The sequence below is a fragment of the Pseudoalteromonas sp. TAE56 genome, from assembly GCF_000497955.1.
Taxonomy (GTDB): domain Bacteria; phylum Pseudomonadota; class Gammaproteobacteria; order Enterobacterales; family Alteromonadaceae; genus Pseudoalteromonas.
In genome coordinates this window covers 1-26,852 of record NZ_AUTN01000018.1, presented here as the reverse complement: position 1 = coordinate 26,852, position 26,852 = coordinate 1, and the positions used below count along the sequence as shown (strand labels likewise).

Below are 26,852 nucleotides of genomic sequence, written 5' to 3'. Positions count from 1 at the left end.
CCCGCCGGTATGGTCGGTCTACTTGGCCCAAATGGGGCGGGTAAATCAACACTTATGCGCACACTCGCGTGTTTACAAAATGCCGACTCCGGGCATATTAATTTTAATGGCCTTGATGTTATCAGCCAACCAGATGCGCTTAGATCGCAGCTAGGTTATCTACCACAATATTTTGGCGTGTATCCCAATATGAGTTGTCGGGCGTTACTTGAGCATATTGCCGTATTAAAAGGCATAGATGGTAATGCACGCAAAAACCAAATTAATAGCTTACTTGAACTAACCAATTTGACTCAGTTTGCTAATAAAAAGGTCGTTAATTTTTCGGGAGGAATGAAGCAGCGTTTTGGCGTGGCTCAGGCTTTGTTAGGTAACCCAAAACTAATTATTATGGATGAACCCACTGCTGGGCTTGATCCTGTGGAACGAGAAAGTTTAAATAATTTACTCGTTAGTATTAGTCAAAATAGGTTGGTATTGTTATCGACCCATATTGTTGAAGATGTAGAAAATTTATGTCACTACGTGGCCATTATAGATCAAGGAGCACTCATACAAAGCGGTGACGTAAAAGAGTTACTAGTTCCTTTAGAAGGTAAGATTTGGCAGCTCGAAAGTTTACCTACGGGCATACCGAATCAGCATGTATTAAGTAAGAGCCATCGCTATGGTAGAGCGTCATTTCGTGTCTATGCAGACACAGCGCCTGCACAAAATGCAATAAACTCGCCCGCTACGCTTCAAGACAAGTACTTTTTTGCACTCAATAAAGGAAGTCAAACATGTTAATTTTTAATGAGTGGCGATATGCAGTGCGCCAACCACTTGTTTGGCTGTGCATTATTATTCCTTTAATATTTTCGGTTATGTTGTCCTCTGGGCTTGCAACAGTTGAAGTTGATTCGTTAAAACAATTTAAGTTAAATATTACAATGCTACAAATGATGCAGTTACCTGTGCTTGTAGGAGTATTGGCGCCCGTTATATTTTTACGAGATCAGCACGCGTCAATGCAGGAGCTTATTTATGCTACGCAAACTAGCTTATTTAAGCGCAGTTTAGCAAGAGTATGCTCACTGATTTGCTTGGTTTTTATTATTAGCTTAATTAGCGATTTAGTAATGATATACATGCATGTAAGGCAATTTGGCTATATATCAAATATGGTTTCTTTTACTGTATTTAATAGCTTTTTAGTGTTGTTACCAAATAGCTGCTTTTTAGTTGTTGTTGCCTTTTTTGTTTGCCATAAATCAACGACTTCATTACCCAATTATGTTGTTTTTGCGGTGTTGTGGATAGGCTACATAATGCTTGCAAGTATTACCGGAAATCCAATGCTTGCTGGAAGTAGTATCATAAGCAATCGCTTTTATACATTATTTGTTTGGCTTGACCCTTTTGCATACACCGCCGTAATAAACAGTTTAACCAATTCATTAGGAGCTTCATTTGCTATTAATCGCGTTGTTGTGAGTATGCTTGCTGTTGGTATTTTTTATATTACTTTTAGTAAAAATAAAAAAAACACATTATTAAAGAGTCAAAAAGGTAAAAATAATAACGAATGCGTTCGTTACAACACGTTAGAACCCGCTGAATATAAAACTGCGAGAGTCACGCAAAAACCATTTTTGATGATGGCCAGTTTATACAAAATTACGCTGGTTAATTTGGTTTCACACCCTGTTACTTTACTGATTATTTTTGTTTGGCCGGTGATGGTTTTTAATAGTGTTGCCTCGTCATCTGGTTATGTTGAACCAATGAGTATTATGAGCACCACAAGCCTTGATGCAATTAGCTATTATGCATTTGATATGCAATTGTTGTTTGGCACTTTATTAATGGCTTTGTGGAGCTGGCAAGTAAGCTGTTTCGCTAAATACTATAATATAGCTGAGCTGATCGCTGCCACACCGCTCAAAACATATTACTTTTTAAACAGTCAGTTATTGGTCCTAGGTACTATGATATTGGTTTTTTTAACAATGAGCTTATTAGGGGCAAGTGCAGCTCAGTGGTTTTTACACAGTGCATATCAATTTGAAGTACATTTAACCATTTTATTTTTGATGGCAATTGTGCTTGCCATTATTGCGTGTGTATTTTTGTGTGTATTTAATTTGTGTCGTTCGCAGCTTATTGCGGGTTTGCTAATTGCTGTTATTTTACTGATCAAATTTACACCGATAATGACTTATCTTGGTCTTACGCATACATTGTGGAGTGTTGGTTGGACGCCTTTGCAGGCACCTGATAACTTTTGGGGTTATCGTGCAAGTATAAGTAGTTATTGGCCTTATATATCAGTTTGGTTAGTTGCGTGTATAAGCTTAGTTATAATTACGGGGATTTTTAATCACCGAGGTGCCGGGTTGAGCCGAAGAGTAATGGGGGTTAAACATTTTTGGTTACTTATTCCTTTACTTATCACTGTGGCACTATTTACTCAATTACATTTAAGACTGGTTGAGGAGAAGCCTTTAACCAACTCGCATAAACGCGAGGCATTTAAAGCACAATACGAAAAAGCATTCTCACAATGGCGCAATGTAGCACAGCCAAACATTGTGCACATTGATGCTAATGTAGACTTTTATCCGCATCAGCAGCAAGCTCATTTTTCCTTAATATATACCTTAAAAAACACCCATCAAGATTCTATTAAAGAGATATTGGTTGGGCGCTCTGGTTTTTATACATGGGCCGATATTGAAATCGATGGCGCGCAAAGGGCTAAAAGCTTTCCCTTGCTTAATCAAGCTGTGTTTAAGTTTGAGAATGAAATGCAGCCAGGAGAAATACGTAAACTAGTTACACGGTTTGATGTTCATCAAGCTAAGCTTTGGCCAGTGAGAGGCCATCAGATAATAACCCCTGAATTTAGCTATATACGATCAGTGCCTTTATTGCCGACTGTTGGCTATCAAGATAATTATGAATTAACCGATCCTATACTTCGTCAGCAACACGCACTTAAAGTAAAACAGGCTATTAGACCCACGAAGCTATTTGCTAAAACGGCGAAAGCAAGCACTCATTACCAGTGGCTTACTATGTCAAGTAAAGTGAGTACAACAAGGGGTTATCAGGTTATAACCCAAGGAGAGGAAATATCACGTACCAGCAAAGATGACCGCGAAATATTTCATTTTGAGACTCGTACACCCATAAATGCAATCCCAGCTTGGGTGACGGTGCCTTATTCCCCTGTTACCAAGCAGCAAAACGGCGTGATGTTAAACGTGTTTGCTAAAGACAAAAGCGAGCCTGCACGAGCGGAGTCTATAGCCGTAAAGCTCAGTGCAATGGGCGACACAATAAAATGGCTTAATAATATAAGCCCATATAGAGCAAAACAATTGAGCTTAATAGGCTCGCCTAAATTTGGTGGAACAGGTTATGCCCTGCCGCAACTTATACTTATTGAAGACAGTGTTGGTTTTAGATCAAAGCCAAGTGCTAATGCAGGCTTTGATCAACGCTATCGCCGTGCAGTTCACGAAACTTCGCATCAATGGTTTGGCCATGATATTGGTAATGGAGTATTTTCAGATAGCGCTTTTTTAGTGGAGTCTATGGCAAAGTATATTGAGCTTGTTGTTATAGAGCAGCGTTATGGGAAAGCGACCATGCAAGCGCTGGTTGAGTATGAAACAACACGCTATGAGCAAAGTATGTTGATGAACATAAAGGAGCGATCAGCCTTAGTTGATGCTACACAAAGCTTTGACCAATATTCGCGAGCAACCATTGTATTTGCTAAGCTACGCGCTGCGATTGGGGATAAACCCATTATTAATGCGCTCAAGTTGGTTTGGAAAAATCATGCTTATCCAAACAGTCCCGCCAATTCTATGGATTTTATACGAGCATTAAAACATGAAGCTGGGAAAGAACAAGAAAGCTTAATAAACACACTGTTTTTAGAGTAAGTACGTTTAATTTGAACATATATTTAGTAAATCAAAAGCCCTATTATTTTAGGGCTTTTTGTTGCGTGCAGATTATTTTCCATTATTTACCTGTGCTAGTAACTCTATAACTTTTTGTTGACCAAAAGTTTGTGCAAATTGCTCGGCTGTTTGGCCGGCTTTGTTTTGATGCGCGTTGTCGCAATCAAGTGATACGAGTGTTTTAGCAATACTAAATTCACCTCTGAATATAGCAGCCATAAGTGCAGTGTTGCCTCGGTTGTCTTCCATGCAGGCATTAGCACCTAAGTGTAAAAGCGTGTTAACCGTGTCTTTATTACCGTGATAAGTGGCAATCATTAACGCGGTGTAGCCTTTATTGTTGTAGCTGTCGATAGGAATACCGGCATCTACAAATTGCTCTATTACAGCGGTGTCGTTGGTACGTGCTGCGGCAAAATAATAAGCAAATAAGCTGTCGTATTGAGTTTTTGCAGAGTTTTTGTTTTCAGCTTGCGTACTAGACGTTTGTGTATTGGGAGTATTTTGAGCGTAAACGCTACTGGTAAAGCTCAGCAGTAGAGCGACTATAATTAATAAATTACGCATAACAATTGCCTCTTATAAAAAGAGGAAGGGGTTTATCCCTTCCTCATAATTGTGGTTGTTTATATAGCTGCTTGCTTAGTTGGGACTAATTTTTACAACTGCTTACTTACAACTAACTACCTTCAACTAGCTACTTACAAGTTAGCTGCTAGTTGTTTAACCATTTTAATATCGCCGTTTACAGCTTTAGTTAAACGGGTACCGTATTCAGTATCAGCTTTGTAAAAGTGACTAAGCATTTTGTGTTTAACACTGCTGTTTTGCACTTTGCCTAAATCGCCTGCTAGGTTATTAATTAGGTTTGTACGTTCTTGCTTGCTAAAACCACGGTATATAACACCTGCTTGCGCGAAGTTTTGCTGCTTTTTAATCGCTGCTTGTTGTACGTAGCCTTTTAGCTCTGTATTACTTCTGCGTGCAATTGGGTTTTCAGCTACGTTTTCTTGGCTTGGCTGGTAGTTCACATTGCTTGTTGTGTTACCAATATTCATTGCGCCGTCTTGGTTGTAGTTAACTACGTCAACTTTTGCACGGTTGATTGGCAATTGCTGGTGGTTAGCACCTAGGCGGTACATTTGTGTATCAGCGTATGAAAACATACGACCTTGTAATAAACGATCTTCTGATGGCTCAATACCAGGAATAATGTTTGCCGGTGCCATTGCTACTTGTTCCGTAGATTGGAAGAAGTTAGTTGGCATACGGTTTAACGTCATTGTTCCTACTTTAGTTTCTTTAATGTCTAGCCACATTTTTGTTGCATCTAATGGGTTGTAATCAAAGTCATCAAGTTGTGATGGATCAAGCGTTTTAATGTACAGATCCCATTTAGGGAAATTGCCTTTGTTTATTTCAGTGTATAAATCTTGTGTTAAATGCTGAAAGTTTTGGCTTTGTACTTTAGCTACTTCTTTAGAATCAAGGTTATCAATACCTTGTTGGCTTACCCAATGAAACTTAACGTATTTAACATCACCCGATTTATTAATCATTTTGTATGCATGTACACCCCAACCGTCCATTTTACGAAGACTTGCTGGTGTTCCGTAGTCGCTGTAAACCCACGTTAGCATTTGTGTAGAGCCTGGTTCGTGCGAGAAAAAGTCAAATACGCGGTTAGGATCTTGAATGTTATCAACCGGAGATGGTTTTAAAGAGTGAACCATGTCTGGAAATTTAATTGCATCGCGAATAAAGAACACCGGTAAGTTATTACCTACTAAATCCCAGTTACCTTGATCTGTGTAAAACTTAGTTGCAAAGCCACGTGGGTCGCGCAGTGTTTCTGGGCTACCTTTAGAGTGGATTACTGATGAAAAGCGAACAAATACGTCTGTTTCTTTACCTGCTTGTGCAAACGGTGCTGCAATTGTTAAATCGTCTAGCTCTTTTGATGCTACAAACACACCGTGTGCGCCAGTACCACGAGCATGCACAACACGCTCAGGAATACGCTCACGTGCAAAGCGTTGTAGTTTTTGAATTAGTTGCACGTCTTCTAGTAATACACTGCCACGTTCGCCAGCTGTAATTGAATTTTGGTTGTCGCCAACAGCTGCGCCGTTATCTTTAGTAAGTGTTGTTGCTGCGCTAGCCGGTAATGCCATTGCAAGTGCCAGTGCAGTTAGTGTTAATTTTGTTTTGTTTATTTGAGTATTCATTGTCGACCTCATCTATTTAAAAGTGCCGGCAGTGGTGCAGGCTGTTAATCTGTTAACGATAGTATTGATTTTATTAACTTCGGTAAAACTGATTAATTAGATTGATGTGATTTGTAAAATAGATGAAATGATTTAACAGGTGCGCTTTTTACGTTAACGAAATTTTTTTACTACGACCTTGGTCGCAATATGCTTTTATAAAGTTGATTAAATACAAGGGTTTTTAGTTTTATCTGAGCGTATTTTCACCAAGATGGTGCGTTTTATACTTACAGTGTGTTGACATATTCGTGCAATAAAGGGAATATGCTCAATCGCTGGGCTTATGCTCATTGCTGAGTTGCATTAAAAAGTTGCACAATATTAATCGCGCTTAACTCGTTATACTTAAATTAGCTAAACCAAACAGTTTTAATAAGGTGACAAGATGAATACTAACATTGAGCTGGTGATATTTGATTGTGATGGCGTTGTTATTGATAGCGAAATTTTAAGCGCACAAGTACTCATTAATATGCTTGTTGAAAAAGGCGTTGAGATTGACCGTGCTTATGTACAGCAACACTTTTTAGGCTGCAACTTTAAAACAGTAAGCCAAAAAATAGCGGATGCATTTAATGTCACTCTTCCTGAAAGCTTTGAAGGTGACTACCGCGAAGCACTGTTAAACGAATTTGAAACAGGGCTAACCACGACCGACGGTATAAACGACGTACTTAACAATTTAGCTGTGCCTATTTGTATAGCCACTAGCAGCAGCCCAGCACGCACCGCAAAAGCGTTGAGCGTAGTGAGTTTAAGTAAGTACTTTAGCGATACGGTTTTTACCAGCAGCGAAGTTAAGCGTGGTAAACCAGCACCCGATTTATTTTTACATGCAGCTAAACAAATGGGTGTAAAGCCAGCGCATTGTTTAGTGATTGAAGACAGTAAAGCAGGCGTAAATGCAGGAATTGATGCCAACATGCAAGTGCTGCATTACAGCGGTGGGCAACATATGCAAGGCTCTGTTAATCATGTGCGCAGTGCTTACCCAAATGTTGATCATTTAACGCATTGGCAAGATTTTTTTAGTGCATACCCTGCACTTAAAAAGCAGTAAACATTCAGCTTTTTAAATACACAAAGTTTTAAACGCGATTTGCTCGCCTTACTCACTGACAGGCAAGCAAACGCAAAATATAAATGTAGATGGTTTTGCTTTACTAAAAAATAAAACAAAACACGGCAAAACATCATGCGTTTATAAACCAAATTATAAAAGGCAAAGTATGTAGGTACTATGCCAATCTGCTTAAATATAGAGTGATTTAACTTGTTAAATTATTCAAATAGTTATGCAGATTGGTATCAAATACTTTGCTGTTAACAATAGGAAATACCATGGCAACGAGTCCACACACACAAACATTTAAAGATGTAAACGAAGAGCAACTTCCTGTTGCTAATAATAAGCTTCACGGCTGGAAACATTTTGCAGGGCTATATGCCGGCGAACATGTTGCGGCTACTGAATTTGTTATTGGCGCAACGTTTGTTGCATTAGGCGCTTCAACCATCGACATTCTACTGGGTTTATTAATAGGTAACCTGTTAGCAATGTGTTCTTGGTGGCTAATTACTGCACCCATTGCAGTAGAAACCCGCTTAAGTTTATATAACTACTTAAACAAAATTGCTGGTAACTCTATGACCAAGCTCTATAACTGGGCTAACGTGGTTATTTTTAGTGTTATATCGGCCGCGATGATCACGGTATCCTCCACCGCCGTGCGGTTTTTGTTTGATATACCAGCGCAACTTGATTGGTATCCAAATAGCTTTTGGTTTGTAGCCATTGTTTTAGCTGTTGGCTCTATTGTTGTGTTTGTTGCTATGTATGGCTTTTCTACGGTTGCTGACTTTTCGAAACTGTGTGCGCCGTGGCTATTTGTTATATTTATTGCAGGTTCGTTCGCGTTATTCCCTGAACTTTCAAATCACGTATTAGGTTCTACTTCTTTAACTAGCTTTAGCGACTTTATGACCATAGGCGACTCCTCCATATGGACGGGCACCAATGCCGATGGTGAAAAAGGCATTGGCCTATTAGAAGTGATTGGCTTTGCATGGGCTGCTAACTCAATTACTCACTTTGGTTTAATCGACATGGCTATTTTTAGATTTGCTAAACGCAAAAGCTATGGCTTATTTTCTGGTGTGGGCATGTTTTTTGGTCATTACTTAGCGTGGATCTCTGCCGGTATTATGGGCGCAGGTGTTGCGGTATTACTTAAAACAACTATTTCATCACTTGATCCGGGCGATGTTGCATACCATGCATTAGGTTGGACTGGTTTTGTTATTGTAATTATTGCCGGTTGGACTACAGCTAACGCAAACCTTTACCGCGCAGGCCTTGCAGCGCAATCTATATTTGTTAATCAATCACGTGAACGCACCACCGCTATTGTGGGTGTTGTAACCGTAATTATTGCGTGTTTCCCGTTTGTATTTTCACAAATGCTTCCGCTACTTACCTACGCAGGCTTATTAGTTGTTCCAGTAGGCGGTATTGTATTTGCTGAGCATGTGTTATTTCCTAAAATTGGCTTAACTCGTTACTGGGCTAAATATAAAAATATTACCCGCAGCGTACCGGCTATAGCATCTTGGGCGTTAGCGCTTGTGTTTGGCTTTGGTTTAAACGCTATTGATGTAATGTCGTTTTACTACTTGTTTATTCCTACGTGGATTTTCACAATCGTTATTTACACGCTATTAGCTAAAAAATACGGAGCCGATGAAGATTACACACAAGAGATTGCAGCAGAAGAGCAAGAGCAACGTGATATTAAAGAGTATCAAGCTGCTGAAGCGAAAGACATTCCAAAGCCAGTAATTGATAGCTCTGTATTTACCAAAGTACTTAATGCAGTTTCTACGGTTTCACTGATTATTATTTTTATATTTGCCAGCCAGGTAATGTTTTTCAGTGAAACTATGAGTATGTACAGCGCTAATAAATCGCAGTTCGAAATAGCCTGTTTTATTTGTACTGTTATTTATTTTGTTACTGCGTACTGGTCGTTAAAACGCCATAAAGTACTCAATACAGCATCGTAATTACTTATCGTAATACAGTATCGTAATTTATATTTTATTTTTGTTTAGTAAGGTCGCACCATGACGCAACATCAACACACTGACGCTCTAGTTACAGGGCTAAACCAACAAAGCTTGGCTCAACTACCAAGCCATGTTGATACACCAACCTACGACCGTAGCGCAGTTAAAGCCGGTATTGTTCATATTGGCGTGGGCGGTTTTCATCGTGCTCATCAAGCGGTATATGTTAACGAGCTTTTAAAAACCCCAGGCTCTGAGCAATGGGGCATATGTGGTGTTGGTCTTTTAGAGGGTAACCGTGGTCTGCGTGATATTTTAAAGCAGCAAGATTACCTTTATACGCTTACTGTTAGACACCCAGACGGTACAATAGATAACAAAGTAATTGGTTCAATGATCGACTTTTTGTTTGCTCCAGAGGACAAACAAGCGGTAATTAATAAGTTAGCGCACAGCGATACTAAAATTGTGTCGCTTACTATTACCGAAGGCGGCTACAACTTTAACCCTGCAACGGGTGAGTTTGATTACAGTAATCCAGATATTATTAACGACATTAATAACCCGAACGACCCAATTACAGCGTTTGGTTACATTACTGCTGCGTTAAAACTGCGTAAAGAGCAAGGTTTAGGCGCATTTACAGTGCAGTCGTGCGATAACATTCAGCACAACGGTAACGTAACACGCAAAATGCTTTTAGCCTTTGCTACAGAGCAAGACAAAAACCTAAGTGAGTGGATTGAGCAAAACGTATCGTTTCCAAATGCGATGGTTGACCGTATTACACCGGTATCTAAAAAGAGTGATATTGATTACGTGGTTGATGCATATGGTGTTAGCGACGAGTGGCCAATTACTTGTGAGTCGTTTACACAATGGGTAATAGAGGACACATTTAGTGACTCTCGTCCAAATTGGGATGTTGTTGGTGCACAGTTTGTTACTGATGTAACGCCTTATGAAACCATGAAAATACGTTTACTTAATGCAGGGCATTCTGTACTTGGTTTATTAGGTTCAATCCATGGCTACGGCACTATTGACGAAACGGTATCTGATGAATTATTTGCCACATACCTACGTGCTTTTATGGATAAAGAAGTAACGCCAAATCTTGAACCACTTGAAGGCATTGACCTTGAAAGCTACAAAGATACGTTAATAGAGCGTTTTGCTAATCCTAATATTAAAGACAGCCTAGCGCGTATTTGCAGTGAAAGCTCAGCTAAATTGCCTAAGTTTTTAATTGCCACAATTAACGAAAACCTAGTACAAGGTCGAGATGTGTCACTGGCAACGCTTGTTATTGCTACTTGGTGCTTATACAGCGATAAAGGTTTAAGTGAAAACGGCGAAAAGCTTGAAATTCAAGATGCGATGCACAAAGAGCTTAATTCTTACGCTCAAGAGACTCAAACTAGCCCGACTGCATTTTTAAAGTTAACGAGCTTGTTTGGTAAGCTTGAGCATAACGAAGCATTTACTGCTGAATATAAAAAGTCGATTGCTGCGTTGTATGCACCTAATAGTAAAATTAAAGCCATTATGCAGGCTGTACTTGATCAAAAGAGTAACTAATTATGAGCATTTTAATTAATCATAAATCAAGTGAAACCGTAAGTGTTAGCTGTTTTGGCGAAGTGCTGTGGGATTGTTTTGATTCAGGTAAACGCTTAGGTGGCGCGCCACTTAATATGTGTGTGCGTATTAACTCACTAGGCATTAAAGCCGATATGATCAGCGCTGTTGGTAACGACGAGTTAGGCGCTGAGCTACTAGGCGAAATTACTAGCAAAGGCGTAAGCTGCGAATACATTGCTATCAATAGTGATAAAAAAACTAGCACGGTTGAGGTAACACTCGACAGTGGAGGTTCTGCAAGTTATGAAATAGTTGCAGACACTGCGTGGGATAATATAGCGCTTGCAGATGAGTTACTTAGTAAAGTTAAAAGTAGCGATGTATTTGTATTTGGCAGCTTAATTGGGCGAAGCGAAGCGTCTTTAGCAACATTAAATCAATTAGTTGATGTAGCAAACTTCAAAGTGTTTGACGTAAACCTGCGTGCACCGCATTACAAGCTAGAAACACTTGTAGATTTAATGAATAAAGCAGACTTTATTAAATTAAATGATGAAGAGCTATACGAAATAGCAAAAGCGATGGGTTGTAAGTTTCATTCGCTTGAACAAAATTTAGCGTTTATTGCACAGCAAACAAATACCGATTACTTATGTGTTACCAAAGGTAGCCACGGTGCTTTATTAACAATCAAAGGCGAGAATTTTTATAATTCAGGTTATTTAATTAGCGTAATTGATACTGTTGGCGCAGGGGATTCGTTTTTAGGTTCGTTAATATATCAGCTTTGTAGCAACGACGACGCGCAATATGCCGTTGACTTTGCATGTGCTGTTGGCGCTATGGTCGCCGAAAGCTCTGGTGCAACACCTACTTTAACGCATCAACAAATTAGTGAGTTTATGAACCCACTTTAAAAAAACATTGTGTGTGAAAGCGGTTATACGTAAAAGTTTAACCGCTTTTTTTGTGCCTAAAATAAGACGTAGGCGATAAGTGAGTGTTAAGTGTGCATGTTGCGTAAATAGTGACTTATATCGATTATTGTATTAGCTAAACGTCTTATTGTTAGGGTTATGACGCTTTGATAAAATCGTCGATTATTCACGGATTGAACAGGCGGGGCGACACACATGCGCTCTATAACACACATACAAAAAGAGAAACGTGCTTTATGATCATCTTTTTTATCTGCCTTACCATTTTAATACTGGGCTATAAGTTTTATAGCCCATTTGTTGAAAAGCAAGCAGGCTTGGATTCAACCGTTGATACACCACAAAAACGCTTTAGCGAAGGTGTTGATTACGTAGCTATTCATCCTGTAAGAGCATTTTTAATTCAGTTTTTAAACATAGCAGGCGTAGGTCCAATATTTGGCCCAATTTTAGGTGCTTTATACGGACCTGTTGCATTGGTATGGATTGTACTTGGTAATGTTTTAGGTGGTGCTGTACACGACTTCTTCTCAGGTGTAATGAGTATAAAAGAAGATGGTAAAAGCTTACCAGAAATCGCAGGCCATTATTACAATGTGGTATTTAAAGGCTTTATGCTTATATTTACTGCCATGCTACTGTTTTTTGTAGGTGTAGTATTTATTATGAGCCCTGCAGGTTTGTTAAGTAACCTTGATTTTTTTGAAGGTACAATACTGGCAAATAACACCTTTTGGGTACTTGCTATTTTAGCGTATTACTTTTTAGCTACCTTGCTACCAATTGATAAAATAATAACAAAGTTTTACCCAATTTTTGGTGCGCTAATGATTGTAATGACAGTGGCAATTGCTATTTCATTACTTATTAATGCGCCGCACTTGCCTGTTCCAAGTGACTTTTTAGCTTACTTTGAAGCTGACCACGCACATGACTTTTTAGAACCAAACCCAGATGGGTTACCAACGTGGCCATTGCTATTTATAACAATTACCTGTGGTGCTATTAGTGGTTTTCACTCTACTCAAGCGCCAATTATTGCGCGCTGTTTAACTAACGAAAAATACGTACGCCCAGTTTATTACGGCGCTATGATGTGTGAAGGTATTGTTGGTTGTGTATGGGCACTTGCAGGTATTGCAGCGTTCCCAGATGGTTACGCTGGCTTAAAAGCATTGCTTGATCAAGGTGGTCCAGGTTTAGTTGTAAACCATGTAGCTAACAGTTACTTAGGTGTATTTGGCGGTATAATGGCAATTATTGCAGTAGCCGTTTTCCCGATTACTTCTGGCGATACAGCGTTCCGCTCACTACGTTTAACCGTTGTTGATGCGTTTAATATTCCGCAAAGTTTACGTAACCGCTTATTGGTAGCGGTACCTATACTTGCTATTGCATACTTTATGACGAAACTCGATTTCTCGTTAATTTGGCGCTACTTTGCATTTTCAAACATGCTGCTTTCTACAAGCGTATTATGGCTTGCCACTAAGTACTTGTTTGACCGTGGAGCATTCCACTGGATTGCGAGTGTTCCTGCTGTTATAGCAACAGCGGTAACGGTTTCTTATATTGGCACTGCAGCAATTGGTCTTAACTTATCAAGCGATTTAGGTAAACCTATTGGCGCTGTAGTGACAGTGATTGGCTTAATTGTTTTAGCAATTGTGCACTCTAAGCATAAAGTTAAACCAACAGCGGTTTAATAATAATCACATAAGTTATTTCAAGCATTAAAAAAGCGAGCTATTCATAATCAATAGCTCGCTTTTTTTTGTGCACTAAATTTAGGTATTACTGAGTTGCAAGTTCAAAGTAACTGTTATCGTCGAGCGTTTTGCTTATCATCATAGCGCCCTCAAGCAAGCTCACTGTTTGAATAGCCGCTTTAGTAGGGTTAAGCTCACCATTAGCTAGGTGCGCAGCGCTAAGCCATGTTAGGTTTTGATTAAAAAAGCGTTTTACTTCAAGGCGTACTTTATCTGGAAGGCTATCGCTTTCGGCTCCTAGTAACCCACATAAACACATTTTTCGGTCGGTAACTAAAGCACTTCTAAAAAGCTGAGTGTACACATCAATAGGATTTTTACCGCTGGCTTTAAGCTCGCTTGGCTCGCCTAACGCAGCTAAAAAAGAATTTGTATATTGATGAGCAAGCTCTGCACCTAAATCGGCCTTAGTCGGAAAGTGATAGTGCACACTGGCGCTTTTAATTCCAACTTCGCTGGCAAGCTCTCTAAAACTAAAATTGCTGTACCCGCCAAGGCGTACCTTGTTTTCAGCTGCTTTTAATAAAGCTTCTTTTTTACTCATTTTTAATATTTCCTATCCGTAGCAATACCAATTTTATTAAAACATGATCATTCTATCGCATTAAATAACTTACTAACTGCGTTAAAAATTACTCATATAGAACAACTATATGTCATAATTTTCGCCTTGTTATTGCGCTATTTTCTTAGCGTAATAATAGGTCACCTATTTAATGCAATTGGTATAGTAAAATTATCGACCAGTAGGTAGTTATTTACAAGCGATTTTATTTTTAAGCAACCCCCTAATTTTACAATGAATTAAGTTAAATCCTATACATCAGAAAAATTTAAACGTTGACTTAAATTTAGTTTAATATTATAAATTACCTATCGATAGGTAGGTTTCTGCCACTAATTCACTTTTAAACAATAAAGATAGAGATTGCTATGAAAATTTATGATGTAGAAAACTTTCCAAATCCACTTCGTGTTCGTATCGCTTTAGCTGAAAAAAATGCCACTTCAAATGTTGAGTTTGTACCTGTTGATTTATTAAATGGTGAGCACAGAACAGAAGCCTTCTTAGCTAAGAATCCACTAGCAGGTGTGCCCGTATTAGAGCTAGATGACGGCACGTTTATATCAGAAAGTACCGCTATTACCGAGTATATTGATACCGCATTTGAAGGCCCGTCATTAATGGGTGAAACCGCAAAAGAGCGAGCAGTAATTAACATGATGCAAAAGCGTGCAGAGTCTATGGTGCTTGACGCTGTGGCAACTTACTTTCATCATGCAACTGATGGCTTAGGTCCAGAGCTTGAAACGTATCAAAATGTGGCTTGGGGTGAAAAACAAGGTGAAAAAGCACGCCAAGGGTTTAGCTATTTTAATGATGTACTAGCGCAGTCGGCGTTTGTTGCTGGTGAGCAGTTTAGTATTGCTGATATTACATTGTATGCTGGGCTGGTATTTGCTGGATTTGCACAAATAGCAATCCCGAATGAGTTAACTCATTTATTAGCATGGCAAGAAAAAGTAGCAAAACGCCCAAGTGTTGCGGCGTAATTAGTTTAAAGTTTAAGTGGAGTTATGGTTAGGAGCCAAATATGAAAATTGCTGCCGATTTTAGTAAACGAGTTGTTGTACACAGCGAAACGCTCCCGTGGGTTGCATCGCCAATGGCGGGCGTTGATAGACGAGCACTGGACCGTGTGGGCGACGAAGTTGCTCGCGCCACGACCATTGTTCGTTATGCACCTGGCAGTGAATTCTCGCCGCATGTACACACCGGCGGTGAGGAGTTTGTTGTACTTGAAGGGGTATTTCAAGATGAGCACGGTGACTTTGTGGCAGGTTCTTATATCCGTAATCCACCGCAATCAAAGCACAAACCGGGGTCTGAAAATGGCTGCGTTATATTTGTAAAGTTATGGCAGTTTCAGCCAGGTGATAGAACCCACGTGCGTTTACAAACGGACTTGATGCAAAGTACGGCGCACCCTAGTTTTAAAAATGTAGCTGTAACCCCTTTGTACAAAGACGACTTTGAAGACGTAAGCTTGTTGCACTTTAAGCCCAACGCCAGCATGGTTATAAACGCAAAAGGTGGAGCAGAACTGCTAGTACTTGAAGGTTCATTTGATGAGCAAGCCGATACCTTTGTAAAAAACAGTTGGTTAAGAGTGCCTATTAATAGCTCCATTAACGTTAAGGCGGGAAGTAATGGCGCAAAAGTATGGCTTAAAACGGGCCATTTAACTAATGTAGAAAACCAGATATCTCGCGTACAAAATGCGTAAATCAGTCGTTTATTTGAGATTATTTATTGATTTAGTTCAGGACTAATTAATTTTAGAAGGTGTACTTTTACCGCTCAGCCTATTTAAGGAGAGCAGTAATGGTACACACAACACATGGTTTATCGATTGGTCTTGAACGTGCAGGAAGAGAGTTTTTTTTAAAACTTAAAGCCGTTGGTACGCTTACTCACGACGACTACAAAATAATTACCCCAATGATAAATTCAGCTCTTGGCGAAGTTAAGCATCCAGTCGTGAACGCCTTAATAGATGGTAGCGAACTTGAAGGTTGGGAACTACGCGCAGCGTGGGATGACTTAAAGTTAGGTGTTAAGCACTCTAAAGAATTTAAAAAAGTAGCTATTTACGGTAATAAAGAGTGGCAAGCTCGAATGGCAAAAATAGGTAACTGGTTTATATCGGGTGAGGTTCAATACTTTGAAAATGCTACCGCAGCCATAGATTGGCTAGACGAATAGCCTGGTTTAAAAACTTAAATTAAAGCACTCTTATAGAGTGCTTTTTTGCTCTATGGGTAACGTTATTAAGTAGTTACATTCGCTTTATTTCAATTGTTAATACTGCTCTATTAAAATACACTCATTATTATTGAGCAAATTACATATTATAAAAACAATGAAACAAGTACTTACCTTTATTACATTCCTGATATTTTCTACATCAATACATGCAAAAGATAACAACATATTCACGCCGGTTAGCGATCTTTTTTTAGCTGTTTCTAACGTTGATCACTCGCAAATGCGTGCAGCCGTTGATGATTCATTTCTACTTTTAGAACACGGTGAAGTGTGGACTATTAATGACTTTATAAATGTAGTTAAGCCTTCTGACTTTATAAGAACTAATTATTTTAGTGTTATAAATTCGCGTGTAGTGGGTGATGTTGCATTTATTAATTACTGGAATAAAGCCAATATTAAAAACACTCAAAGAAGTATTGATATTTATTGGTTAGAAAGCGTTGTTGTATCAAAAGTGGGCGATAAATGGTTGTTATCGCAAATGCACTCTACTCGGTTACCCCAAGATGAAATACCTAAAGGTGTCACCTTTATAAAGCAATAGATCTAACTCTAATTCAAAGCCCTGTAATATGGGGCTTTAATCATTTAAATTACATCAGCCAGTACAGGTAACGCCGGAAATGCCCCTTTAGCTAAACACGCTTTAGAGCCACATTTAAGAGCAAAGTGCAGGGCGTCTTTTACGCTCGCTTTATCATTTAGTTTATCTGCTAGTGGTAAATCACTTCCCAAGTTATTTAAGTAGTATAAAACCCCCGCTATAAATGCATCGCCCGCGCTTGTTGTATCTACGGCGTTTATTTTTGGTGCCGATTCGTTAAGTGTAAATGCGCTGTGGTAAACCTTGGCAGGCTCTGGCCCATCGGTTAAAAACACCAGTTTTACTCCGGTATTTAATAGCGCTTGAATGTAATCATCGCTCGTTGTATCGCTATGCTGAGCTAAAAAATTAAGCTCATCACGCGAGAGTTTTACTATGTCACAATAGGTGTAACAAGCTTTTACATTGCTTGCTATATCACTTGTGTTTTCCCACAAGCTGTAGCGTAAATTTACATCAAAACTGACGAGCTTATTATTCGCTTTTGCAAGTTCTAGCGCTTTAACCGTTGTGTTAGCAATTGCTGATTCGGTTAATGTGTTTGAACAAAAGTGTAGTGTGCTTATTTCTTGCCAATTTATATGCGCTAAATGCGCCTGCGTTAATAGTACATCGGCTGTGTTATGGCGATAAAAGCCAAAACTACGCTCGCCGGTTTCATCAAGGGTTACTATAACCATAGCGGTTTGTGAGCCTGCAATGGTAAATAAATAGTCTGTATTTACATTGTATTGCGCTAATGCATTACTTAATTGATTGGCAAAATGATCGTCCCCTCTACCACCACAAAATGCAGCTTCACCTCCGAGTTTTGCATAGCCAACAGCTACATTGGCAGGTGCGCCACCTGGTATAGGTAAATAGGCAGAGTTATTCGCATCTTGTGGCAGCATATCAATTAATAGCTCGCCTAAGCACAGAAGTTTGGTCATTTGGAATATCCTAAAAAGCCTAGCAAGGCTAGGCTAAAAAACGTGAAGGGTGTTAATTATTCATACTTTAAAAGGCGCTACAGTGACTACTCACCGCAGCGCAATACACATTTAGTTAAAAGCGTATTTTAAAGTTACCGACGTTGTGCGGCCGTTAATAGCACGGGCACGAATAATGTTGTTTTCAGGTACTGAGCCTTCTTCTGCTTCTGTAATACCTACTGTATCAAATAGGTTGTTCACATTAAGCGCAATATTAAGGTTTTCAGATAAATCATAGCTTACAAAGCCATTTACCTGTGTGTAGCCGTCAAATTGCAAGTCGTTATTATCTTGAGCGTACGCATCGGTAGTACCAATGAAACTTACCCCTGCAGCGCCTTTTTCATAGTTGTAACGTGCCATTAATGAGTAAATTAAATCGGCTTGACGACGTGGCGTATTACCTACAACATCTGGGTTAAGCGCATCTTTTGCTATTTCTGCATCGGTCCAGGTTAAATTACCGCGAAAATCCCATGCATCAATAAAGTAAGTAGATTCTATTTCAATCCCTTTTGCTTCGTATTCACGGTCAAAAAATGTTTGTGATGTTGCTTCAAAGTTTTGCTCTTCAGTTTCGGCAAAAAACGCAGTAGCAAATACTGATAACGAATCAAAGCGCTTCTTAACACCAAACTCAAACTGGTTTACTTCATCAACAGCGTCTTCTTTTGCAACAGAGCCGTCGGCGCGTACTTTACCAAATAAAAGACGGTCAGCATTTGCACGACCACCTTTACTAATACGTGCAAACGTAGCAAGGCTTGGGTCAATTTGATAATTAGCACCAATTGAATAAGAAGAATAGTTCCAGTCATAATTTACTGGACTTGCGTTTGCATTATCAATACCTGCAACGTTTTGCTCAGGGATTGATATTTCACCGTCGCGGTTCATATCTACTGTTGAAGTCACTGCACCTGCGTATGTTCCGCGAGCTTCACCGCTATCGTAGCGAGCACTAGCATCAATACTGACATCACCTAGCTTAGTAGAAAATGCTACGTAAGGGGCGCGTGTATCGTATTCCGTATCGTAATCACGTTGGCAGCAGTTACCAAATGCACTGTAAGCGTATAAACCGTTTTCAGATAACTCAGTGCCATCGGCACCTGTTACATTTAATAATGCAGCATTGTCACCCTTGAGCTCCATTACGTAAGAGTTCCATAACCACGACATCGCAATGTTTTGCGTAGATGCATAGTAACCAAATGTAAGACTGGTATCATCGTCGAACGATTTAGTTAATTTAAAGTCATTAACTATAGATCCAAAGTCATTCATTGTGACATCAAATGTCACCATCTTCATTGCTAAACCATCGTTAAACGCTTCACCGGTGTTCGCGTTACTCAAGGTTGCACCTGCGCCACCAATGCTTTCTGCTATTGATGTTGCACTACCTACTTGTTCTGTGAAAGGTGAATTAAAGTTGCCGCTTATTGATGATTTACGAAAACGGTTTTCGATACGCCAATCGTTATCTAAATCAAATACAGCTTCAAAACCAACAGAATCAACCTTTGGATTCATACCATCGCGGATATCGCCGCTACTGATTTGGTTTTCACCATTTAAGCGTACTGTTTTAGTAAATAACGCTGAATGAGGTGTGTCTGATTGTGCATCAAAGCCATCAATAGAGTCACCATTTGAGTACATTGGCATAGGAAGGTAGCCAACACTCTTATCGTCTAAGTGTTTGTAATAAAGGCGCACGTAACCGTTGTCGAAATCTTTAGTAAGGTTAGCTTTTATTTGGCCACCTTTATTAGACGTGTAACCTGTTTCGCGTGGGCCTTCGCCTTGTCGAACAAAGCCACCAACATGAAAACGCACGCTATCGGTTAAGTAAGTGCCGTATTCAAAGTCTGTACGAACGCTGTCGTAATCTAAGCCAAGTGTTGTAGATACACTGCCAGATTCGTTTTCGCCATTTTTAGAGATAAAGTTAATAATGCCACCAGGTGCATTACTTGCTGCAGTAGATGCTGAACCACCACGAATCGATTCGATAGTTTGCACAGTGTTATCTAATCGCATAAAAATATCTGAATTACCAAAAGCGATATCACCGTATTGCAGTACAGGTAAACCATCTTCTTGTAATTGTAAAAATTTTGCACCGCCTGAAGCAACTGGCAGGCCACGAACAGCAATATTTGCATTACCTTCGCCGCCAGTTGATTCGGCGCGAACACCCGGAATAATTCTAAATGCTTCAGCCGTTGAGCGAGGTGTAGACACCTCTACTTGTTCAAGCGATAAACTGCTTACTGATGAACTCGACGCCATAATGGTTGTTCGGCGAGGTACACCGGTAACAACAATTGTTTCAAGGCCCTTGTTGGCTTGGACTTTGGTTTCTTGCTCATCTTGTGCATGAACGCCTTGGCTTACAGCAAGTGCCAAAGCACTGATTAAATATAAAGGTGTGTGGTGTGTTGTCATGTGAACGCCTCGTTGTGTTGATCCCAATAGGATTTGTTATTTTTACTTAATCGATTAAGTAAAAATAACAAATATTTTACAATAAGCAAATCATTTTGTGTTTAATTTGCTCTTTTATTATTCATATGTTGATTTTAAAAGTGTTTTTTATTGTATTGAGATACAAGTTTATTAAGCTGTTGGGTTACTTTCTTGTAAAGCACTCATTGATGGGTCGCGTAAATAATTGAACAACATAGCTACAAATAAAATCACGGCAAACCCTGTTGCTAAGTAAAAGCCATAGCGCACATGGCCAAAGTAATCGCTGATCATACCCATAAATAAAGGAGCTAAAGCAGCTGATAATGCGGTGAAAAATAATATAACGCCGGCTACGGCTCCATGGCGCTCAGCAGGAAAACACGATATACCTTTAGAGTTTAAAGTTGGATAAACCATAGACATAAATAAACCTGAAAGAGGTAATAACCCTACAGCCCAATCAACCCCCCCAATAAGTGTGCCCACATAACAAAGCGCAATACCTAAGCTTAAATAAGCCATAACACCTTGCCAGCTATAACGGTTTAGTAACCATACGGCAATAAAACGACCTGCAGCACGTAGTATAAAAAATATAGTAAGTGCATAAGTTGCAAGGAGCGGCCAAGAGCCTGTGTAGTCCTTTAATAGCGTTGGCATCCATACATAAATAGCCACTTCAGTCGCTACATAAAGTGCAATAGCCAAAGAAAAGCCAAGTGCATAGGGGTTTTTTACCATTTTTAGGGTGGTGGCCAAAGAGGCTGGCTTTTCAGTTGTTTTTACTACGTCAGGGTAGTCTGCGCGCCATGCTAATAAAGCAAGAATTAAACACATTACGCCCGCAGTAATATACAGGTATGTCCAACTTACGTTTTGCACTAATAAAACACCAACTAGGGCAGGGCCTACAATAGCGCCAATGCCAAAAAAGCCCTCAACCTTGTTCATGGTTTTAGTGTGGTCGTCGTTACTATGCGAAATATCGCCAAGCAATGCCAGTGCGCCGGTTTTAAATAAACCAATGGCCAAGCCTATGCAGCAAAGCAATACTAAAAAGAAAGTAAAACTGGTGCTAAATGCAAATAAAAAACAACTCGCAGAAAATATTAATAAACCTAGCATAATGGTTTTTTTACGACCAAGGCTGTCAGCTAAAAAGCCTAAAAATAAGCCACTAAAGGCTATTAATGCCATGGGAGCGTAATGAAATGCACTAGCTTGAGTCATGCTCAAACCGAAATCTTTTATAAGTTCGGGGATTATCATGCCGACTGCGTCAGAGGTCATGGCAAACATAAAAAACATCATGTATGTAAGCCAGCGTATTTGTTGCAGTGGGTCGCTGCTTACGTGTGTGTGTGATTTTGTCATGTGTTTATTCCTCGTTAAATTCTCTATTAACACTTCGTAAGTCAGTCAGTTGCTTACTGTAGTATTACGTGAGCCACGAAATTTGTATGTAAAATTATTAAAAATTACTTGTAAATTCTTACTCGCTAGTTAAAGATATATCTTAATCGATTAAGTTTCAACATGGTAATCACACAATGATGAAGAATAAAGTTCAATTGATCACATACGCTGATCGAATCACTGGCCAAAATATAGGCGCGCTAACTACACTTTTAAACGGCCCTTTAAAAGGCGTATTTGGTGGTGTGCACTTATTGCCATTTTACAATCCTATTGATGGCAGCGATGCTGGCTTTGACCCTATTGATCATAGTGAAGTTGATTCTAGAATAGGTACTTGGGAAGACATACAAGTATTAGGTAAAGATCTCGACTTAATGGCAGACCTAATTGTTAACCATGTATCGGCGCAGTCTTTTCAGTTTCAAGATGTATTAGCTAAAGGTAAGCAATCAGAATTTTGGGATTTATTTTTAACCAAAGAAGATGTATTTCCAAATGGTATGAGCGAAGCTGAGCAAAAAGCAATTTACCGCCCACGCCCAGGTAGCTGTTTTACGCCAATGCATTGTGGCGACGGCCAAACGTATGATTTTTGGACCACTTTTACCGACAATCAAATCGATATAAACGTAAAAGCAGAAGCCGGTGTTGCGTATTTAAATAACGTACTTACTAAATTTTCGGCTAACAATGTAAATATTATTCGTTTAGATGCGGCGGGCTACGCCATTAAGCAAGCGGGCACTAATTGCTTTATGCTTGATGAAACATTTGGTTACCTAGATAACTTATCTAAGCAAGCAAACGATTTAGGCATGGAAACCATTGCAGAAATACATAGCCATTATCAAACTCAGGTAGAAGTGGCAAAACGTGTAAATATGGTTTACGACTTTGCGTTACCACCACTTATTTTACACAGCTTATTTAACAACGATGTAGATGCACTGCTCAAATGGTTACAAATTTCGCCACGCAATTGCTTAACCGTACTTGATACACACGACGGTATTGGCATTATTGACGCAGGTCCAATGGGCGACAAGCCAGGGCTATTAAATGCACAGCAGATTGATAACCTAGTAGAAACAATGCACGCCAACAGTAACAACCAAAGCCGCCAAGCTACGGGCGCTGCGGCGAGTAATGTCGACTTATATCAAGTTAACTGTACGTACTACAACGCATTAGGCGCTAAAGACTTTGATTACTTACTGTCGCGTGCAATTCAATTTTTTGCTCCAGGTGTACCACAAGTATATTACGGCGGCTTATTTGCTTGCGAAAACGACATGGAGCTATTAGCTAATACAAATGTTGGCCGTGATATTAACCGCCCATATTTAGATGCAAATATAATCGACAAAGCCTTAAATAAGCCTGTAGTAAAAGGTTTAATTGAATTAATTAAAATTCGCAATTCACACCCCGCGTTTGCAGGTGAATTTAGTGCCCAAGGTGAAGGCAGTATGTGTTGTTTATCGTGGCAACTAGGTGAGCAAACTATTTCACTTACTGTTGATTTTAAATTACGCCATGCACTGATTACGCAGCTAAACGGTGATGAAGAAACAACGATTAACTTAAATTCATTTTTAGCTTAATGCTGTAAAAGTAATTTATAAACGCCATGTAAAACAAAAGCCAAGCTACTTAAGCTTGGCTTTTTAATACATAAAACAATTACAAGGCTTGTAAGCTAACTACTCGCACCAATCTCTAATTCGTAACTGACTTCCTGAGTTTTTTCTTCTTTAGAAATAAATAATTCAGCGGCTATAACGCCTTTTTCTTGGCTGTTTTGATGAATAGTGGTTAGGCGAGGTACAAACCGGGCTGCTTCATCAATACCATCAAAGCCCACAATACGCAGTTCTTCACCTATTTTTATGCCTTGCTTTATTGCTTCTCGCATTGTGGCAAGGGCAATTAAATCACTCATACAAATTATAACGTTAGGATGCGGTGATGCACTAAGTACTTCTTTTGCAGCAATATTGGCAAAACGTTCGCTACTTTCAGGTATATTCCAAATACGATCGTCAGCTACCGTAATATTTGCCTCGCTTAAAGCGCGTTGATAACCACGTAAACGTTGATGAGAAATAGATTGTCCGGCTTCAAATTCGTAATGCTCATACACGCGGCACAATACGTTTTCATCAAGTAATCTAAGTCCCAAAATAGCGACTTTATCATTTTGATTATGTATAACGTGCCTAGCAATTTCGTAACTGGCTTGCTCATTATTTATATTTACAGAGGCATTGCGGGCTATATCAAAGTCAATAGTCACCACATGTTTAGACACTATTTTTAACTGCTCAACCAATGCATTATTACGAGGACGGCCATAACAAATAAAACCATCAACAAAGTCGACTATGTTATTAAGGGTATCGCTATTACCTGAAAACAATAAAACATTAATGCCGTTTTTTTCAAGCACCGAAGTAACACCGCGCATAAAGCTGCTAGCCACAGGATCCGACACCATGTATTCCACACTATCGGGCAGTACTAAAGCGACAATATTAAATGTGCCATTACGCAATGATTGCGCGGCCTTATTAGGCCCGTAATAGCCCAAAGTTTTACACGCTGCAAGAATATCTTCTCGGCGTTTAGCCGATAGCTGATCAGGGCGATTAAACGCATTAGAAACCGTAGCATTAGACACACCTAATTCTAGAGCGATACTTTTTAAGGTCCAGTGGGCCGGTTTTCTCATGAGTTATGATTATCCTTTAAAAAGACTGTGCTTAAATTAATAGAGATAGTATAAAATCAAATAATAGTTATAGCTATAAACTGGCATGAAGTATGATGACTTAATACTTTCATTTTATTTTTTAACCTCGGCCCACTGGGCTTTTAGCCAGCGGCTTAGGGTAATAATATCGGTTTGTTTTGCTCGCGATTTTTTATATACAAAATAAAATTTACAGCCGGTTTCAACTCCATGCAGTGGCAACTTAACTAAGTGGTTATCGTGCTGTGAGGCAATAAAAAACGCATCAATAAGCGTAATACCTAAATTATAACGCGCAGCTTCTGCGGCCAGTATAACGTGACTAAAGTGATTAACTCTTACGTTTTTAGGCAGCTCAAAGCCGCCGCTTTTACACCATTGCTGCCAGTCATTGGTGCTACGTTGCTCTGACTCATCATACTGCACCGACAAAAGCGGGTGCTTCCATAATTCATTGGGCAGCGATTGATTTTTTAATTGCTGCCACATGCCTTTGCCACAAGCAGGGTAAAGCTTTTCTGCAAATAAAAATAAGCTGACAAACTCACCTTTAGGTGGCGTTGTGGTAATAAAACAATCGGCAACACGGTCGCTAAAATCCGCCTCATCTACAATCATATTTAAAGTTAAGTCGATATCTGGCGAGTCATGTTTAAAGCTTTCTAATCGCGGTATTAACCACTTTACAGCTAATGAGCTATAAAGTGCTAAACGAATATGCCCAGGCTCGCCGTAACGTATTTTTTGTGTGGCAGAGGCTAAACTGGTTAATGAATGACTCACTTCTTGATAGTAACGATTGCCCGCGTCGGTTAACGAAAAGCTACGGCCACTGCGGTTAAATAGCGGCTCGTTTAAATATTGCTCTAGTAATTTAACCTGATGGCTCACGGCACTTTGCGTCACATTTAGATGTTCTGCTGCTTTAGAAAAACTATTTAATCGCGCTACAGATTCAAAACACTGAACAGCACGTAATGGGGGTAATTTCATTATTAGTTAAACTCATACTAAAAGTATTTTAATCATTATACATAATTAAACGAATTGCTCTATGCTAGCGTTTTTAATTTGCGGGCACGGAGTAACAATGCAAAAAATATCAGTTGGCTTAGGCATGACATTACTTGTGGTGGGTAATATTATTGCGGTTTTTTCTGACGCTATAATTAAAACTTTACCAGCAGAAAGCCCCACGTTTCAGTTTGTATTTATGCGCCAACTTACCGCAGTATTAATTTTGCTCCCGTTTTGTTTGTCGGCGAATAAAAAACATTTATTTGCCGGTTTAAAATGGCATGCGGTACGCGGACATGTATGGTTATTTGGTATTATATTTATGGTGTTTGCGCTAAAAGCTTTACCGCTTGCAACCGCTAACGCTATTTTTTATGCAGCGCCTTTATTAATGCTGCCTTTAGCAGTAATGATATTTCGTGAACAGCTAACAAAAAGCAGCATAGCTGTGGCTGTTATTGGCTTTATAGGGGTACTTATTGTTATTCAGCCTACCGACATTAATTGGGCGGCTATATTTGCACTTGTAGTCGCAATTACACTGGCAATAAATAATGTACTAATACGTAAGTTACCTAAGCACCATAGTATTATGCAAACTTTGTTACTTACCAATTTGGTAGGTATGCCTGTGGGATTAGGTTTGGCGCTGTGGGAAAACGAACCATGGCATTGGGCTGCACTCATTACTGCGTTTGGCTCTACACTGTTTATTTTAATTTATGCGGGAATTTGCGTGTATGTTTATAGCAAAATCGAATCGAGCCAAGTTGCTAGCGCTGAATATAGTGGCTTAGTGGCGGCTGTCGTTGTTGGTTTATTTTGGTTTGGTGAAGTGCCTACACTTGGCTTAATAATTGGCGCATCGTTAATTATTTTACCCTTAGTGTGGTTGGCTAACGTACAAAAAAACAAACAGCGATTGGTTAAACGTCAACTCACAAAATAAACTACTGCGCGTGGTGTGCACTGCGCAGTAGTAAATAGTCGTTTAAGCCAAATAAACAAATGTAAGTTAATTAGAGCTTATATTACCTTTGTAAACCAAACGGGTCGTCAATACTGTGGCTAGGCTCGGTAAACCATTTTGCACCACTGTCGGTCATATAAAAATGATCTTCTAAGCGCACCCCAAATTCATCCGGTATAACCAGCATTGGCTCGTTACTAAAACACATGCCAGCGGCTA

The 26,852-nt window shown here is 39.4% G+C and carries 22 protein-coding genes; 13 read left to right on the top strand and 9 right to left on the bottom strand.

Translation table 11 applies throughout. The features are described from left to right. Nucleotides 1–789: ATP-binding cassette domain-containing protein (locus tag L656_RS0100625; RefSeq protein ID WP_024597790.1), on the top strand; the 789-nt coding region annotated here is incomplete at its 5' end. Then, entirely contained in the window at nt 783–3,938 is a 3,156-nt protein-coding gene (locus L656_RS0100620) for a M1 family aminopeptidase (protein ID WP_024597789.1), read from the top strand. The genes L656_RS0100625 and L656_RS0100620, both read left to right, overlap by 7 nt. Nucleotides 3,939–4,010: 72 nt before the next feature. Here the strand turns inward: L656_RS0100620 and L656_RS0100615 are convergent, their stop codons facing one another. Both L656_RS0100615 and L656_RS0100610 read right to left on the bottom strand, forming a co-directional pair. Continuing rightward, complete coding sequence (locus L656_RS0100615; protein ID WP_024597788.1) at nt 4,011–4,526, bottom strand: ankyrin repeat domain-containing protein; 516 nt, start codon at nt 4,524–4,526, stop codon at nt 4,011–4,013. Nucleotides 4,527–4,660: 134 nt separating this feature from the next. Next, on the bottom strand, nt 4,661–6,187 hold the full coding sequence (locus L656_RS0100610; RefSeq protein WP_024597787.1) for a catalase: 1,527 nt from the start codon (nt 6,185–6,187) through the stop codon (nt 4,661–4,663). Between the two features lie 427 nt (nt 6,188–6,614). On the opposite strand from L656_RS0100610, the gene L656_RS0100605 reads away from it, so the two are divergent. The 5 genes from L656_RS0100605 (at nt 6,615) to L656_RS0100585 (ending at nt 13,523) form a co-directional block, all read left to right on the top strand. Further along, entirely contained in the window at nt 6,615–7,289 is a 675-nt protein-coding gene (locus tag L656_RS0100605; protein ID WP_024597786.1) for an HAD family hydrolase, read from the top strand. 281 nt (nt 7,290–7,570) lie between these two features. Continuing rightward, the gene (locus L656_RS0100600; protein ID WP_024597785.1) at nt 7,571–9,292 is read left to right on the top strand and encodes a purine-cytosine permease family protein; all 1,722 of its coding nucleotides are present in this window, start codon (nt 7,571–7,573) and stop codon (nt 9,290–9,292) included. A 60-nt stretch (nt 9,293–9,352) separates the two neighbouring features. Then, nucleotides 9,353–10,876: a mannitol dehydrogenase family protein gene (locus L656_RS0100595; RefSeq protein WP_024597784.1), complete on the top strand. Its 1,524-nt coding sequence runs from the start codon at nt 9,353–9,355 to the stop codon at nt 10,874–10,876. 2 nt (nt 10,877–10,878) lie between these two features. Further along, nucleotides 10,879–11,796 (top strand): carbohydrate kinase family protein, encoded by a 918-nt coding sequence (locus L656_RS0100590; RefSeq protein ID WP_024597783.1) that lies wholly within the window; start codon nt 10,879–10,881, stop codon nt 11,794–11,796. A 257-nt stretch (nt 11,797–12,053) separates the two neighbouring features. Next, the gene (locus L656_RS0100585) at nt 12,054–13,523 is read left to right on the top strand and encodes a carbon starvation CstA family protein (RefSeq protein ID WP_024597782.1); all 1,470 of its coding nucleotides are present in this window, start codon (nt 12,054–12,056) and stop codon (nt 13,521–13,523) included. 88 nt (nt 13,524–13,611) lie between these two features. Here the strand turns inward: L656_RS0100585 and L656_RS0100580 are convergent, their stop codons facing one another. Next, nucleotides 13,612–14,130, bottom strand: coding sequence for a TetR/AcrR family transcriptional regulator (locus tag L656_RS0100580; protein WP_024597781.1), 519 nt, complete (start codon nt 14,128–14,130; stop codon nt 13,612–13,614). 389 nt (nt 14,131–14,519) lie between these two features. Between L656_RS0100580 and L656_RS0100575 the strand changes: the two genes are divergently transcribed. From L656_RS0100575 to L656_RS0100560, 4 genes are all read left to right on the top strand, one after another. Next, a complete protein-coding gene (locus L656_RS0100575) occupies nt 14,520–15,140 on the top strand; it encodes a glutathione S-transferase family protein (RefSeq protein ID WP_024597780.1) in 621 nt (206 codons plus the stop codon). Nucleotides 15,141–15,181: 41 nt separating this feature from the next. Beyond that, on the top strand, nt 15,182–15,874 hold the full coding sequence (locus L656_RS0100570; RefSeq protein ID WP_024597779.1) for a cupin domain-containing protein: 693 nt from the start codon (nt 15,182–15,184) through the stop codon (nt 15,872–15,874). A gap of 98 nt (nt 15,875–15,972) precedes the next feature. Then, a complete protein-coding gene (locus tag L656_RS0100565) occupies nt 15,973–16,353 on the top strand; it encodes an STAS/SEC14 domain-containing protein (protein ID WP_002960091.1) in 381 nt (126 codons plus the stop codon). Between the two features lie 157 nt (nt 16,354–16,510). Continuing rightward, a complete protein-coding gene (locus tag L656_RS0100560; RefSeq protein ID WP_024597778.1) occupies nt 16,511–16,963 on the top strand; it encodes a nuclear transport factor 2 family protein in 453 nt (150 codons plus the stop codon). Between the two features lie 44 nt (nt 16,964–17,007). On the opposite strand, the gene L656_RS0100555 is transcribed toward L656_RS0100560, so the two are convergent. The 3 genes from L656_RS0100555 to L656_RS0100545 all read right to left on the bottom strand — a co-directional run bounded on the left by L656_RS0100555 (nt 17,008) and on the right by L656_RS0100545 (nt 21,849). Then, the gene (locus L656_RS0100555) at nt 17,008–17,955 is read right to left on the bottom strand and encodes a carbohydrate kinase family protein (protein WP_024597777.1); all 948 of its coding nucleotides are present in this window, start codon (nt 17,953–17,955) and stop codon (nt 17,008–17,010) included. Nucleotides 17,956–18,066: 111 nt separating this feature from the next. Next, nucleotides 18,067–20,451, bottom strand: coding sequence for a TonB-dependent receptor (locus L656_RS0100550; RefSeq protein WP_024597776.1), 2,385 nt, complete (start codon nt 20,449–20,451; stop codon nt 18,067–18,069). A 171-nt stretch (nt 20,452–20,622) separates the two neighbouring features. Further along, nucleotides 20,623–21,849 (bottom strand): MFS transporter, encoded by a 1,227-nt coding sequence (locus L656_RS0100545; RefSeq protein WP_024597775.1) that lies wholly within the window; start codon nt 21,847–21,849, stop codon nt 20,623–20,625. A 176-nt stretch (nt 21,850–22,025) separates the two neighbouring features. Here L656_RS0100545 and gtfA point away from each other — a divergent pair, with 176 nt between their 5' ends. Next, nucleotides 22,026–23,498, top strand: coding sequence for a sucrose phosphorylase (gtfA, locus tag L656_RS0100540; RefSeq protein ID WP_024597774.1), 1,473 nt, complete (start codon nt 22,026–22,028; stop codon nt 23,496–23,498). Between the two features lie 95 nt (nt 23,499–23,593). Here the strand turns inward: gtfA and L656_RS0100535 are convergent, their stop codons facing one another. Continuing rightward, on the bottom strand, nt 23,594–24,625 hold the full coding sequence (locus tag L656_RS0100535) for a LacI family DNA-binding transcriptional regulator (RefSeq protein WP_024597773.1): 1,032 nt from the start codon (nt 24,623–24,625) through the stop codon (nt 23,594–23,596). Nucleotides 24,626–24,739: 114 nt separating this feature from the next. Then, a complete protein-coding gene (locus L656_RS0100530; protein ID WP_010553616.1) occupies nt 24,740–25,639 on the bottom strand; it encodes a LysR family transcriptional regulator in 900 nt (299 codons plus the stop codon). Nucleotides 25,640–25,736: 97 nt separating this feature from the next. Between L656_RS0100530 and L656_RS0100525 the strand changes: the two genes are divergently transcribed. Next, nucleotides 25,737–26,612 carry a DMT family transporter gene (locus L656_RS0100525; RefSeq protein WP_010553617.1) on the top strand — a complete coding sequence of 292 codons (876 nt, stop codon included), beginning with the start codon at nt 25,737–25,739 and terminating at the stop codon, nt 26,610–26,612. 82 nt (nt 26,613–26,694) lie between these two features. Here L656_RS0100525 and L656_RS1000000123005 read toward each other — a convergent pair. Then, a partial coding sequence (locus tag L656_RS1000000123005) for a M24 family metallopeptidase (protein WP_342626591.1) occupies nt 26,695–26,852 on the bottom strand: 158 nt, incomplete at its 5' end.